Annotated in this window: 10 protein-coding genes; 4 read left to right on the top strand and 6 right to left on the bottom strand. The window is 62.9% G+C overall.

Going from position 1 to position 14,946, the window contains the following annotated elements; all coding sequences use genetic code 11:
* Positions 1–7: 7 nt before the first annotated feature.
* Positions 8–970, bottom strand: a complete 963-nt coding sequence (locus NVV93_RS09870; RefSeq protein WP_258250503.1) for a FecR domain-containing protein — start codon at positions 968–970, stop codon at positions 8–10.
* On the bottom strand, positions 970–1,479 hold the full coding sequence (locus NVV93_RS09865) for a sigma-70 family RNA polymerase sigma factor (protein WP_258254257.1): 510 nt from the start codon (positions 1,477–1,479) through the stop codon (positions 970–972). Before NVV93_RS09865 ends, NVV93_RS09870 begins: the two co-directional genes overlap by 1 nt.
* Before the next feature lie 536 nt (positions 1,480–2,015).
* On the opposite strand from NVV93_RS09865, the gene nirB reads away from it, so the two are divergent.
* The 4 genes from nirB (at position 2,016) to NVV93_RS09845 (ending at position 7,634) form a co-directional block, all read left to right on the top strand.
* Positions 2,016–4,574: a nitrite reductase large subunit NirB gene (nirB, locus tag NVV93_RS09860; RefSeq protein ID WP_258254256.1), complete on the top strand. Its 2,559-nt coding sequence runs from the start codon at positions 2,016–2,018 to the stop codon at positions 4,572–4,574.
* Positions 4,574–4,960 carry a nitrite reductase small subunit NirD gene (nirD, locus tag NVV93_RS09855; protein WP_258254255.1) on the top strand — a complete coding sequence of 129 codons (387 nt, stop codon included), beginning with the start codon at positions 4,574–4,576 and terminating at the stop codon, positions 4,958–4,960. Before nirB ends, nirD begins: the two co-directional genes overlap by 1 nt.
* 70 nt (positions 4,961–5,030) lie before the next feature.
* Positions 5,031–5,843, top strand: a complete 813-nt coding sequence (locus NVV93_RS09850) for a formate/nitrite transporter family protein (protein WP_258254254.1) — start codon at positions 5,031–5,033, stop codon at positions 5,841–5,843.
* Between the two features lie 81 nt (positions 5,844–5,924).
* Complete coding sequence (locus NVV93_RS09845) at positions 5,925–7,634, top strand: bifunctional protein-serine/threonine kinase/phosphatase (RefSeq protein WP_258254253.1); 1,710 nt, start codon at positions 5,925–5,927, stop codon at positions 7,632–7,634.
* A gap of 108 nt (positions 7,635–7,742) precedes the next feature.
* Here the strand turns inward: NVV93_RS09845 and NVV93_RS09840 are convergent, their stop codons facing one another.
* From NVV93_RS09840 to NVV93_RS09825, 4 genes are all read right to left on the bottom strand, one after another.
* Positions 7,743–8,093, bottom strand: a complete 351-nt coding sequence (locus NVV93_RS09840) for a DUF3509 domain-containing protein (RefSeq protein ID WP_258254252.1) — start codon at positions 8,091–8,093, stop codon at positions 7,743–7,745.
* 176 nt (positions 8,094–8,269) lie between these two features.
* Positions 8,270–9,808, bottom strand: a complete 1,539-nt coding sequence (locus NVV93_RS09835; RefSeq protein WP_258254251.1) for a PAS domain S-box protein — start codon at positions 9,806–9,808, stop codon at positions 8,270–8,272.
* A gap of 367 nt (positions 9,809–10,175) precedes the next feature.
* Positions 10,176–11,732: an efflux transporter outer membrane subunit gene (locus NVV93_RS09830; RefSeq protein WP_258254250.1), complete on the bottom strand. Its 1,557-nt coding sequence runs from the start codon at positions 11,730–11,732 to the stop codon at positions 10,176–10,178.
* Positions 11,729–14,836, bottom strand: coding sequence for a multidrug efflux RND transporter permease subunit (locus tag NVV93_RS09825; protein WP_258254249.1), 3,108 nt, complete (start codon positions 14,834–14,836; stop codon positions 11,729–11,731). The genes NVV93_RS09830 and NVV93_RS09825 overlap by 4 nt, the downstream gene beginning before the upstream one ends.
* Positions 14,837–14,946 lie beyond the last annotated feature (110 nt).

Raw genomic sequence — 14,946 nt, 5'->3', positions numbered from 1 at the left:
ACAGGCTTCAGGTAATGTTTTTTCGAGGGGCATTTCTTTGCGGGATCAGGGTGACCCAGTAACGGGTACGCGAATGCACCTCCAGCGGCAGGCTAGCGGCCAGCAGTGAGAGCACACGATCGGTGTTGTCGAGGCGGAAACTGCCGGTGACCCGCAAGCTTTCCAGCTCCGGTTCCCAGCGCAACAGCCCGGGGCGATAACGGCTCAGCTCGCGCAGGAAATCCCCCAGCGGTTGGTTCTGTGCCATCAGCACCCCATCGCGCCAGCCAGGCAGCAAGGTGTCGAAGGTGTCGGCAGATCCGGCGCCGCTAGCTTGCAGGCTGATCTGCTGCCCTTCACGCAAGACCAGAATCGGGCCGTGCAAGGGCTGCAATTGCACCGAACCGCTGACCACCGACACCTGGCAATCCCGCTCGTTGAGGCGCACACAAACTTCGCTGCGACTGACGATGATGCGGCCATAAGGCGCCTGGATGGTCAGCGGCGCGCTGCCAGGGACCTTGAGCGCCATTTCTCCGCGGACCAGGGTCAGTTGGCGGACGCCCAGATCGATGTTGACCGCACTGGAGGTGTTCAGCTGCAACGAACTGCCGTCGGCCAAGGGGATTTGTGTGTGCTCGCCGATACCGGTATGCAGGTCGGCGCGCCATACATCCAGCGGCAACTGCCGGCCCAGCAGCCAGATTGCCGGTACCAGTGCCGCGACCCCGAGGGCGCGTTTGAGCACCGCTCGGCGTGCCGGATCCGGGCGATCCAGAGTAGCCATCGCCAGAGCCGTCGGCAGGCCGGAAAACCGCTGGCGCAGCAGCTGCGCCTTCTGCCAGGCACTCTCATGGCTGCTACTGCTGTTGCGCCAGTTCTGCAGGCGAGCGTGATCGTCTTCATTGGCCGCGCCAGATTCCAGCAGCGCCAACCACTGGGCCGCCGCGCGTGCCACCTCACGGGCCTCGTTGGAAGGCACTGAGTGCATCACAGCTCCACCAGTAGGCAATGCTCGTAGGCCTGGGCCATGTAACGTTTGACGGTGCGTTCGGACACTTCAAGGCGTTCGGCGATCTCGCGGTAACCCAGCCCTTCCAGTTGGCTCCAGAGAAACGCCCGGCGCACCAGAGCCGGTAGACCGTCAAGCAACTCATCCAGGGCCTGCAGGGTTTCCAGCAGCACCCAACGTTGCTCCGGCGATGGCACGCTCTCTTCGGGTAGCTGCGCCAAGGCGTCCAGGTAGGCCTGCTCCAGATTGCGCCGGGTGTAGAAGTTGCTCAGCAGGCGTTTACCCACCGTCAGCAGATAGGCCCGTGGCTCGCGCATCTCGGCGACCTGCTGGGAGCTGGAAAGCACCCGCAGGAAGGTGTCCTGACTCAGGTCCGCCGCATCCCAGGCATTGCCCATGCGTCGGCGCAGCCAGTTCTCCAGCCAGCTTCGATGGTCGCGGTACAGGGCGTGTAGGCTGTGCTCCGGTGGCGCCGCTACTTCAATCATCTCATGGGGCCTTGCGCGAAGACGGCTCAAATGCGAGTGATTCTAATTAGGACTACCCCGCTACACCAAGTCCTTTTGGGTATTCCGGATCTCTCCCCCCTTCAATTCGTCCTACAGAGGCGACGTAGGTCGGGGATGTGCGCGGCAATCGCCCCAAAAAAGGGACTGAGCCAAACGCTGCGCACATTTGTGGCTCAGCGCCTGCCGCAACAAACGCTTAATTCTCCGCAAATAACCCCACACATCCCACTATTCAGCGCGATTCGCCGGTTGTCCGGGAGACTGGCACGCAACCTGCTTATACCCCAGCACAACCTGCCGGACACCCGGCAGCGCACTCCCCGTGGTCACTGTCGACCACTTGCCGTTCAGGCGCGGGGATGAGTGACCCCGAGCAACGGCGCTCAGGTCAGCACTCCACAATAACTATGAATACCAGGCAAAGGCGCCTGGAGCTAATCGACAGCTCCAGGCGCCTTTTTTTGCATCTTTTTTAACCGCGTTGCCCCGGCAGCGGCTTGTACTGAGGAACGGCTATGAACTCCTTCGTCACTCCGATCAAGAGCGAAACCCTGATCGTCATCGGCAACGGTATGGTCGGCCACCACTGTGTCGAGCAACTGATCGAACGCGGTGCGCTGGCCCACTATCAGGTGCACGTATACGGCGAAGAACGCCAACGCGCCTATGACCGTGTGCACCTCTCCGAGTACTTCGGCGGTAAGGATGCCGAAGACCTGGCCCTTGGCGACGCCGACCTGTATGCCCGCAACGGCGTGCATCTGCACCTCGGCGAGCAAGTCCTGGAGATCGACCGCGAGCGCCAGGAAGTGGTCACCAACCACGGCCGCCGCGCTTACGACCGTCTGGTGCTGGCCACCGGCTCTTACCCCTTCGTACCGCCGATTCCCGGCGCCGAAGGCAATTCGCGCCTGGTCTACCGCACCCTCGACGATCTCGACGCCATTCGCGCCGCTGCGGCCAATGCCCGTCGCGGCGTCGTGGTCGGCGGCGGCCTGCTCGGCCTGGAAGCCGCCAACGCGCTGAAATCGCTCGGCCTGGAAGCCCACGTGGTGGAGTTCGCCCCGCGGCTGATGCCGGTCCAGTTGGACCCTGACGGCGGCGCCGCCCTGCGTGCGCGCATCGAAGCCCTTGGCGTCGGCGTACACCTGTCGCGCGCCACCCAGGACATCGTCATCGGCGAGGAATACGCCTACCGGATGAACTTCAACGACGGCGAATTCCTGGAAACCGACCTGATCGTGTTCTCCGCCGGGATTCGCCCGCAAGATGCCCTCGGCCGTAGCTCGGGCCTGGAAATCGCTCCGCGCGGCGGCGTGGTGATCGACAACGACTGCCGCACCAGCGACCCGGCGATCTTCGCCATCGGCGAGTGCGCCTCCTGGAACGGCAGCATCTTCGGCCTGGTCGCCCCCGGTTACACCATGGCGCGCAACCTCGCCGCGCAGCTGGTTGGCCAGGCGCACGAGCCGTTCACCGGCGCGGACATGTCAACCAAGCTCAAGCTGCTCGGCGTCGACGTCGGCTCGATCGGCGACGCCCATGCGGCCACGCCGGGCGCCAAGAGCTACCGGTTCATCGACGAAGCCAACGCCAGCTATCGGCGCCTGGTGGTGTCCGCCGATGGCCAGCACGTGATCGGCGCGGTGCTAGTCGGCGACAACAGCTACTACGACACCCTGCTGCAGTACGCACAGAACGGCATCAAACTGCCGCAGGAACCGTCCAGCCTGATCCTGCCGCTCTCCGACGGCGCGCCGACCCTCGGTGCCGACGCACTGCCGGACACCGCGACCATCTGCTCCTGCCACAACGTCAGCAAGGGCGCGGTGTGCTGCCAGGTCGACGCTGGCATCACCGACCTCGGCGAACTGAAGGCGGTGACCAAGGCCGGTACCGGCTGCGGCGGTTGCAGCGCGCTGCTCAAACAGGTCTTCGAACATGAGCTGAGCGCCCGTGGCGTGGCCGTCGACAAGAGCCTGTGCGAACACTTCGCCCACACCCGCCAGGAGCTGTACGCCATCGTGCGGGTAGAAGGGGTGATCAGCTTCGAGGAACTGCTGGCCAAGCACGGCCGCGGCCACACCGGTTGCGACATCTGCAAGCCGGCGGTGGGCTCGATCCTCGCGTCGTGCTGGAACCAGTCGATCACCGACCCCGCGCTGGTGCCGCTGCAAGATACCAACGACACCTTCATGGCCAACATGCAGAAGAACGGCACCTACTCCGTCGTGCCGCGTATTCCCGGTGGCGAAATCACCCCGGACGGGCTGATCGCCATCGGCGCGGTGGCGAAGAAGTACGACCTCTACACCAAGATCACCGGCGGCCAGCGCATCGACCTGTTCGGCGCGCAACTGCATGAGTTGCCGGATATCTGGGGCGAGCTAATCGCCGCCGGCTTCGAGACCGGCCACGCCTACGGCAAGTCGCTGCGTACCGTGAAGTCCTGCGTGGGCAGCACCTGGTGCCGCTACGGCGTGCAGGACAGCGTGGGCATGGCGCTGATCCTCGAGGACCGCTACAAGGGCCTGCGCTCGCCGCACAAGATCAAGTTCGCCGTCTCCGGCTGCACCCGCGAATGCGCCGAGGCGCAGAGCAAGGACGTCGGTGTGATCGCCACCGAGAAGGGCTGGAACCTCTATGTCAGCGGCAACGGCGGCATGCGTCCACGGCACGCCGAGCTGTTCGCCACCGATCTGGATGACGCCACCCTGATCCGCTACATCGACCGGTTCCTGATGTTCTACGTGCGCACCGCCGACCGCCTGCAACGCACCTCGGTCTGGCGCGAGTCGCTGGAAGGCGGCCTGGACTACCTCAAGGAAGTGATCATCGACGACAGCCTGGGCCTGGCGGGCGAGCTGGAAGCGCAGATGCAGCTGGTGGTCGACCGCTACGAATGCGAATGGGCCAACGCCATCCAGGACCCGGAGAAGCTCAAACGCTTCCGCACCTTCGTCAACGACCAGCGCGGCGACCCGGACATCCATTTCGTCAAGGAACGCGGCCAGCGCCGGCCGGTGCACTCCTCCGAACTCCACCTGATCCCTGTCACCGAGGAGGTGCTCTGATGAGCCAGTCCAACGTCGTGCTTGCCGCTTCCCCCTCCGCACTTTCCTGGCAGGCGCTGTGCCGCAGCCAGGATCTGGTGGCCAACTCCGGCGTGGTCGCCTGGCTGGACGGGGCGCAGATCGCCCTCTTCCACCTGCCGCACACGGTCGACGGCGAGAAGCTGTTCGCCATTGAGAACCGCGACCCGAAATCCGGCGCCAACGTGATTGGCCGCGGCATCGTCGGCCAGCTCAAGGGCGATCTGGTGATCGCCTCGCCACTCTACAAGCAGCACTTCCGCCTGGCGGACGGCAGCTGCCTGGAATACCCCGAGCAACGCCTGCGCGTCTGGCCGGTGCGCCTGAACGGCGATGCCGTGGAAATCGGCGTCGCCGCACAAGACTGATCCACAACGACGACCGGCGCGCCCAAGCGCCGGCTCACTGGCTACCGAGCCTCACACAGAGAGCACCCCGATGTCCTACCTGGTTCCTGCAGAATTCGTGACCAAGATGGTCGACTCCGGCGAGTCGAAGATCTTCATGTCGACCCGCGACACCCTGATCCGTGCCTTCATGGCCGGTGCGATCCTGGCCCTGGCCGCCGTGTTCGCCATCACCATTTCCGTGCAGACGGGCTCGCCGCTGGTGGGCGCCATCCTCTTCCCGGTCGGCTTCGTGATGCTTTACCTGATGGGCTTCGACCTGCTCACCGGGGTGTTCGTCCTCACCCCGCTGGCCCTGCTCGACAAGCGCCCGGGCGTCACCGTCGGCGGCGTGCTGCGCAACTGGGGCCTGGTGTTCACCGGCAACTTCGCCGGTGCGCTGACCGTGGCGGTGATGATGGCGTTCGTCTTCACCTACGGGTTTTCCACTGGTCCCGGCGTGATCGGCGAGAAGATCTCCCACATCGGTGAAGCCCGTACCCTGGGCTACGCCGAATACGGCCTGGCCGGCTGGCTGACCATCTTCCTGCGCGGCATGCTGTGCAACTGGATGGTGTCCCTGGGTGTGGTCGGCGCGATGATCTCTACCACTGTCAGCGGCAAGACCATCGCCATGTGGATGCCGATCATGCTGTTCTTCTACATGGGCTTCGAGCACTCGGTGGTGAACATGTTCCTGTTCCCCTCGGCGATGATTTTGGGCGGCAACTTCTCAGTGATGGATTACATGCTCTGGAACGAGATTCCGACCGCGCTGGGCAACCTGGTCGGCGGCCTCGCCTTCACCGGTCTGACCCTCTACAGCACGCACATTCGCACCGCGCCGAAACGTTCGTTCAGCTGAGCCGTACCGGCCGGAAGCCGCAGCCCTAACCGGTTGCGGCTTTGTTGTGAGTGACATCTTCCCGAGCGAACCAAGCATCCTGTGAAAGTCTCCGTAGGGCAGTACTCCGACAAGGGCCGCAAGGCGGTCAACCAGGACTTCCATGGCGCCTGCATTCCTCCGGAGCCGCAGCTGAGCGCCAAGGGTATCGCCCTGGCGCTGGCCGACGGCATCAGCAGCAGCGAGGTCAGCCATATCGCCAGCGAAACGGCGGTCAGCGGCTTCCTCGCCGACTACTTCAGCACCTCGGAAACCTGGTCGGTGAAGAAGTCCGCCGAGCGCGTGCTGAGCGCTACCAATTCCTGGCTGCACGCGCAGACCCGGCAGAGCCAGTATCGCTACGACCAGGATCGCGGCTATGTGTGCACCTTCAGCGCGCTGGTGCTCAAGTCGACCACCGCGCACCTGTTCCACGCCGGCGATGCGCGCATCTACCGGCTCCAGGGTAGCGCCCTCGAGCAACTGACCAACGACCACCGCCTGTGGGTGGGTGAAGACAAGAGCTACCTGAGCCGCGGCCTGGGCATCAATCCACAGTTGGAGCTCGACTATCGAGCGCTTGCGGTCGATCGCGGTGACCTGTTCGTCCTGGCCACCGATGGTGTGTACGAGCACGCCAGCGACCGCTACATGGTGGAAACCATCGCCGCACACGCCGACAACCTCGATGCAGCGGCGCGCGCCATCGTCGCTACCGCCCTGGCCCAAGGCAGCGCCGACAATCTGACCGTGCAGATCGTGCGAATCGACGAATTGCCCAGCGAAGATGCCGACGAGCTTTATCAGAAACTCACCGAACTACCCTGCCCGCCGATGTTGCAGGCGCGCATGGTGTTCGATGGCTACCGGATCGTCCGCGAAGTGCACGCCAGCAGCCGCAGCCACGTGTACCTGGCGCTAGACGGCGAAAGCGACACGCCGGTGATCATCAAGACGCCTTCTATCGACCAGCAGCACGACCCGCTCTACCTGGAACGCTTCCTCACCGAAGAGTGGATCGCCCGGCGCATCGATAGCGCGCATGTGCTCAAGGCCTGGCCGCAGACACGCAAGCGCAACTATCTGTACACCGTAGCCGAGTACATCGAGGGGCAGACGCTCAGCCAGTGGATGATCGACCACCCCAAGCCCGACCTGGAGACGGTGCGCGGCATCGTCGAGCAGATCGCCAAGGGCCTGCGCGCGTTCCACCGCCTGGAAATGCTCCACCAGGACCTGCGCCCGGATAACGTGCTGATCGACGCCACCGGCACGGTGAAGATCATCGACTTCGGCTCCACCCAGGTCGCCGGCATCCTCGAAATCGCCACCCCGCTGCAACGCCAGTCGTTGCTAGGCACCGCGCAGTACACCGCACCGGAATACTTCCTCGGCGAAAGCGGTTCGCCGCGCTCGGACCAGTTCTCCCTGGCGGTAATCACCTACCAGATGCTCACCGGGCAGCTGCCCTACGGCGCGCAAGTGGCCAAGTCACGCAGCCAGGCCGCGCAAAACCGCCTGGTCTACCGCTCCGCCCGGGATATCGAGCGGGAGATTCCGGCGTGGATCGACGACGTGCTGCGCAAGGCCAGCCACCCCAATCCGAACAAGCGCTACGAGGAGCTCTCCGAGTTCGTCTACGAGTTGCGCCATCCCAACCAGGCGTTCCTCAACCGCACCCGCGCCCCGCTGCTGGAGCGCAACCCGGTACTGTTCTGGAAAGGCCTGTGCGGCGTGCTGCTGGCCGTCATCGGGCTGTTATTGCTGCGTTAATTTCTCCGGCGACGCCTCGTAGGATGGGCGGGGCCGCCTAAGTCGAGAAGCGAGTGCCGATACCCAACCCATGGACTCATGCCGGCTTTGATTGGGCGGTGCAGGTGTTTAGCGCCCCACCGCACGTGGGTTGGGCTGAATTTTCCGGCGTTTGACCAGGGTTTGCATCGCGCGCGCGTACAAAGCCTGGCCGGTGTAGGTCGGTAGTTCATTGCTGATCCAGCCGTCATCGGGGCTATGCCAGCGCAACTCGCCGCTTTGCAGCTTCAGTTCACGCTGAATCTGGCGAACCGACCTTTCAATGTCACTGACCGACTTCAGCGAGCTGGAGTCGATCACCCGACATAAGCAGCTATCCGCGCAGTGAAGTTCCAGCAGCACCGAACCATCGGGACGCGAGTGGGCGGTGATGCCCTGGTTGCGGAAGGACTCGAGAATCAATTCCATGCTGCCTTTCATCGCGGTGTGCTCCTTATTGATTTCAATACCCGAACTTCAATAAGCAGTTCACATGCCGCTTTGAGAAACTTTATTACTCATTAAAAATCAATTAGTTAGCCTTGAAGATGGTATTTTGATATCAGCAAAATGCATGAATTGAGCGTTACGCCATCATGCAGAATGCACGGTGAAAGCTACGAGCCAGACCTCATAAGGCCTGTAATCGCCTGCGCCAAATCGCTCTGCCGATAGGGTTTGGACAGCATGGGCAGGCTAGACGATGCAGCGTGAAGCTCTTCGGCGAAACCAGTGGCCAAAATCACTGGCAGTTTCGGCCATTGGCCATGGACCGCCGCGATCAGTTGCAAGCCAGTCATGCCGGGCATGGCATGGTCGCTGATGAGTAAGTCGGGTATTTGGCTCTCCAGCAGGTCGAGTGCCTGGTCGCCAGAATTAGCCGTCACCACATCACAGCCCAAGTCTTCGAGCATGGCCACGGTACTCGCCATCACGAGCGCGTCATCGTCCACCAGCAGAACCTTGTAGTGAAACGGACTGTCGGCAACCTGTGGGGCGCGGCTTTCACCCGTGCCAACCACCTCTTCTCCCTGAGCGCTGGGCAGCCAGAGCTCCGCAGTGGTGCCGATACCTTTCTGGCTACGCAGGATGAGTTTGCCCCCCAGCTGTTCCGCCAAACCGTGAACGATGGAAAGCCCCAGCCCGGTGCCCTTGCCGATGCTCTTCGTGGTGAAAAATGGCTCCACCGCACGCTGCAATGTGAGTTCATCCATCCCTTCGCCCGTATCCGTAACGCTCAGGCACACATAGCGGCCCTGGGTCAGGTGGCGCGGATCGTTCGGCTCGACCACCTGGTTAGTCGCAGTGATGACGATATTGCCGCCATTAGGCATGACATCGCGGACGTTCATGGCCAGGTTGATCACCGCTAGCTCCAGCTGGCTCATATCACCCTTGATCGGGTCGAGAGACAGAGGCAAGCGGGTCTCGAAGGTAATGACTGGAGCGAACGAATTCAGCAGCTCGGTCATGGCGCGAATCATTCCCTGCACCTCGATTACCTGGGGCAAGAGCCGCTGACGCCTGGAGAACGTGAGCATCCGCTGGGTCAAGCTGGCCCCGCGTTGGGCGCCAGCAATGGCATTGTCGACCAGCCGCTGCAGCTTCGGATCGGCCGGTAGCCGCTTGGCGAGGAGCTCCAGGTTACCGAGCACCGCCATCAGCAAATTGTTGAAGTCGTGGGCGATGCCGCCGGTCAATTGGCCGATCGCCTCCATCTTCTGCGACTGAAACAATGCGGAACGGGCTTGCTCCAGGGCTTCCTGCGCCGCCTTGGCCTCGCTGATATCGCGTGTAACCTTGGCGAATCCGAGCAGCGTGCCTTTCGGGTTGCGAATCGGATCAATCACCACGCTGGCCCAGAAACGCGTGCCGTCCTTGCGCACCCGCCAGCCTTCGCTTTTGAACCAGCCTTCACGCGCGGAAATTTCCAAGTTGAGCTGCGGAAGGCCAGATGCACGGTCCTCCGGGGTATAAAAATTCGAAAAGGACTGGCCGAGGACTTCGTCTTCGGTGTACCCCTTGAAGCGCTGGGCGCCGCGATTCCAGCTGACCACGATCCCCACTGGGTCGATCATGTAGATCGCATAGTCATGGACAGCGTTGACCAGAAAACGGTAGCGACTATCGTCGCTCAACAGCGAATCCGACTTCATTGTCTATCCCTGTGTGGCGCATAGATCACGACAGGACTGGGAGACGGGGCGAGACATAGTGGTGAGTCCCGCAGCGACTGCAGCAAGACACCATGAATCGCTCAAGCCCCAGCCAACAGTTCTGCGGTTGACCCCATCGACAGCCGAAAAGCGCACAACTAACGGTCATGGTCGACTTTCGATGCATTCGTGAAAGCAGTGGTAGATTTTGAGCGCAACTCGATGCGCGCCGAGACTCATTGAAAAAAACAAAGAGTTAGGGGCAACTGGCGACAGAGTCATCGGTCATTTTGCACGACCAGCGCAGTTACGAATTGCAAAATACCGCCCGGCCGGAGCAGGCGGGCGGCATCGGACAGGGCCAAGTTCAGCGCGCGGCGTCCTGCTGCATCAGTGGGGTTTCCTGGATTTTGGCGGCGTCCCAGCCGCCACCCAGGGCGGCGATCAGTTGCACGCTGGCCGTCAGGCGGCTGCCTTGCAGGCTGAGCAGCGTGCGCTCGTTGGAGAGCGCGCTGGTTTGCACGTTGACCACGCTGTTGTAGTCGATAGTGCCGGCCTTGTACTGGTTTTCGATCAGCCGCAGCGAATCGCGGGCGGACGCCAAAGCCTCCTCCTGCACCGCGCTCTCGCGAGTGAAGACATCCAGCTGGACCAGGTAATCCTCCACCTCGCGGAAGCCATCGAGCACGCTCTGCCGGTAGTCGGCGACGGTCTGGTCATAGCTTGCTTCGGCCTGCTCGACCCGCGAGCGGATGATGCCGCCGTCGAATAGGGTCATGGCGAATTGCGGGCCGATCGACCAGAAGCGGTTCGGTGCGCTGATCCAGTCATTCAGGCTGCCACTGCGATAGCCTCCGCTGGCCGACAAGACCAGATCTGGATAGTAGGCGGCCTGTTCCACACCGATATCCGCGTTGGCGGCGATCACCCGGCGCTCCGAAGCGGCGATGTCCGGTCGCCGTTCGAGCAAGGCGGATGGCACGTTCAGCGGGATTTCCGGTAGCGCGGGAACCTGGTCGAGTTCAGCGAGATCGAACTCGCTCGGCGGCACGCCGATGAGCACGGCGATGGCATGTTCCAGCTGGGCGCGCTGGTACTCCAGATCGATGGACTGCGCTTGAGTACTTTTCAGCTGAGTCCGCGCCTGAGTGACGTCGGATTTCGGCACGATGCCGGCGTTGTACTGGTTGTCGGTCAGCTTCAGCGCGCGCTGATACGCCACCACCGTCGCCTCGAGCAAGCGCTTCTGTTCATCCAGTACACGCAGTTGCAGATAGCTCTGCACCAGTTCGGACTGCAGGCTCAGACGCACCCCGGCGAGATCGGCGGCGCTGGCGTCCATGCTGGCGTTGTCCGCTTCCAGCTGGCGGCGCAACTTGCCCCACAGATCCAGCTCCCAGCTCACGCCGAGGCTCGCCTCGTAGCTCTTCGATACGTTGGCGGCGCTCGAACCGCTGACACTGATGCCGTCAGACGTGCTGATGGTATTGCTGCCGCCGCCCTGCCCTGCACGACTGACACCGACATTGGTGCCGATGGTCGGGAAGAACGCCGCCCGCGCACCACGAGTCAGGGCTCGGGCCTGGCGGTATTGCGCTTCGGAGCTGGCCAGACTCTGGTTGTTGGCGTTCAGTCGCTCGATCAACTGGTTCAGCTGAGCATCGCCATACAGTTGCCACCAGGCGTCGCTTTGCAAAGCGTTGGCGGGTGTCGCGGCTTTCCAACCGGCGGCATGCTTGAAGGCGGTGGGTGTGCCGCCGGCCAGACTCGGGCGCTGATAATCGGGCCCGATGGCGCAGGCGCTCAGCGTCAGGCTAATGCACAGGGCCAGAGCCGTAGGGCGGGTGCAACCCGCCACAGCGCTGAAGAATGCTCGCGCGGGTTGCACCCGCCCTACAAAGCCGATTCGGGTAAATGAATTCATAGCGGTGTTTCCAAGGCGGCATCGGTACGCACGCCGCGCCAACTATTGAAGCGATGGCGCAGGCGGTCGAGGGAGAGATAGACCACCGGAGTGGTGTACAGGGTCAGGATCTGGCTGAGGATCAGCCCGCCGACGATGGTGATGCCCAGCGGTTGGCGCATCTCTGCACCTTCGGTACCGCCGATCAGTAGCGGCATGGCGCCAAGAATCGCCGCCAGAGTGGTCATCAGGATCGGTCGTAGCCGCTGCAGACACGCCTGGCGGATCGACTCGCTGGGCGACAGGCCGCTTTCGCGCTCGAGTTGCAGGGCCAGGTCGATCATCAAGATCGCGTTCTTCTTAACGATACCGATCAGCAGGAACAAGCCGAGTAGCGAAATCAGGCTGAATTGGCCGCCGACCAGCAAGATCGTCAGCAGCGCCCCAACGCCCGCCGAGGGCAGCGTCGAGAGAATGGTCAGCGGGTGGATATAGCTCTCGTAGAGAATCCCGAGGACCAGATAGACCAGCACCAGAGCGCCGAGAATCATCCAGGGTTGATTCTCCTGGGTGCTCTTGAAGGCATCGCCAGCGCCACCGAGCCGACCGATCACATCGGTCGGCAGGCCAATCGCGGCAATTGCCCGGTCAATCGCCACGGTGGCCTGATCGAGGCTGACCCCCGGCGCCAGGTCGAAGGAAATACTTTCCGAGGCGAACTGGCCGTCGTGAGTCACCCGGTCGTCTTCCAGACTGTAGGTGTAGTGGGCAAAGGTCGACAGCGGCACGCGTTTGCCATCGGCGGTGATCAACTGCACCTGATCGAGGGTATTGGGGTCCTGGGCGTATTTGGGATTGACCTCCATGACCACCTGATACTGGTTGAGGCTGTCATAGATCGTGGAGATCTGCCGCTGGCTGTAGGCGTTGTTGAGCACCGTACTGACCATGGCCATGTCCACGCCCAGACGCTTGGCCTGTTCGCGGTCGATCTGCAGGGTCACCTGCTGTGCGCCGCGCCCCTCGCGGGCATCGATGGCGGTCAGCTCGGGCAGCGCCTTGAGCGCCGTGGCGACCTTCGGCAGCCACTCACGCAGCGCCGATAGCTCGTCGGTTTGCAGCACGTACTGGTATTGCGAGGTGTCCTGCTCACGCGAGCCACCGAACATCAGGTCCTGGTCGGCCATCAGCATCAGCCGGCCACCAGGGACTTTCGGGGTACTTTTGCGCAGGCGCTCGATGACCTTCTGGGCATCCACGCCGCGCTCTTCGAGTGGCTTGAGGCGGACGATCATGAAGGCGTTATTGATCCCGCCATTACCGCCGATGAAGCCGGCCACGCTTTGCACCGCCGGGTCCTTGAGCACCGCGCGACGGAAGATTTCCATCTTCGGCTGCATGACGCTGAACGACAGGCCGTCGTCGCCGCGGATGAAGCCGATCAACTGGCCGGTGTCCTGCTGCGGCAGGAACGTCTTGGGCACGATGACGTAGAGGAAAACGTTCAAGCCGATGGTGGCCAGCAGGCTCAGCAAGGTCAGCCGCGGATGGCGTAACACCCAGCCCAGGCTGCGGTCGTAGAAATCCACCAGGCGCTCGTGAACGCCTTGGCTCCAGCGTTGCAGGCGCGATTCGCGTTGCGGATCATGCGGCTTGAGCCAGCGTGCGCAGAGCATCGGCGTCAAGGTCAGGGAGACCACCAGCGAGACCAGAATCGACGCCGCCAGGGTGATCGAAAACTCGCGGAATAGCTGCCCGACAATGCCGCCCATAAACAGGATGGAAACGAACACCGCGACCAGCGAGAGGTTCATCGACAGCAGGGTGAAGCCGACTTCGCGCGTACCGCGCAGCGCCGCCTGGAAGGGTTTTTCGCCGTTATCGATGTGCCGGGCGATGTTCTCCAACACCACGATGGCGTCATCCACCACCAACCCGGCGGCGAGAATCAGCGCCATCAGCGACAACACGTTGAGCGAGAAGCCGCACAGGTACATCACCGCGAAGCTGCCAATCAGCGATACCGGGACCGCCAATGCGGGAATCAACGAGGCGCGCAGATTGCCAAGCGACAAGAACACCACGACGATCACCAGCGCCACCGCGATCAGCAGCGTGCGCTCGGCTTCGTGCAGGGTCGAGCGGATCACCGGCGAGCGATCCATCGCCAGGTCCAGTTGCACGCTGGCCGGCAACACCGCCTGCAACGCCGGCAGCTGCGCCTTGATCGACTCGATGGTTTCGATGATGTTGGCGCCGGCCTGGCGGTTGATCACCAGCAGCACAGCCGAGTTGTCGTTGAAGAAGCCGCTGTTGTAGCGATCTTCCACCGCATCGCGGACCTGGGCGACATCGCTCAAACGCAGCGCGGCGCCATCCTGGTAACGAATGATCAGTGGCCGGTAATCCTTGGCGCGCTCCAACTGGTCGTTGGCCTGCACCTGCCATTGCCGCTCACCGTCTGCCACCTGGCCTTTCGGGCGGCGCACGTTGGCGTTGTCGATCGCAGTGCGCACCTCGTCGAGGCTCAGACCGTACTGGTTGAGCAATTGCGGCTCGAGTTCGACGCGCACCGCCGGCAGCGAGCTGCCGCCAACTTGCACCTCGCCGACCCCGGTCACCTGCGACAGGCTCTGGGCGAGGATGGTCGAGGCCAGGTCGTAGAGCTGGCCCTTCTCCAGTACATCGGAGGTCAGCGACAGCACCATGATCGGCGCCTGCGACGGGTTGACCTTCTTGTAGGTCGGCATGCTGCGCATCCCGCTGGGCAGCAGGTTGCGCGAGGCATTAATCGCCGCTTGCACGTCGCGAGCGGCGCCGTTGATGTCGCGATTGCTCTCGAACTGCAGAATGATCCGTGATGAGCCCTGGCCGGTGCGGCTGGTCATCTGGGTGATGCCGGCAATCGTCCCGAGTGAGCGCTCCAGCGGCGTAGTGACGCTGGACGCCATGATCTCCGGGCTGGCGCCGGCCAGGTTGGCCTGCACGGTGATTACCGGGAAGTCCATCTGCGGCAGCGGCGACACTGGCAACAGGCCAAAGCTCAGGCCGCCGAGCAGCAGGATCGCCAGGCTGAGCAGCATGGTCGCCACCGGACGGCGGATGAACGGCGCAGAGAGGTTCATGCCCACGCCTCGGCGGTAGGAGCGAATTTATTCGCGATGCCCCGAACCGAATTCGCGAATGAATTCGCTCCTACACACAGCCGAGATGTCCGGTTGTGCTCGGGCAACCC

Source organism: Pseudomonas sp. LS44 (assembly GCF_024730785.1).
In the GTDB taxonomy this organism is placed as follows: Bacteria; Pseudomonadota; Gammaproteobacteria; order Pseudomonadales; family Pseudomonadaceae; genus Aquipseudomonas.
This window is presented reverse-complemented; position numbering and strand designations above follow the sequence as displayed.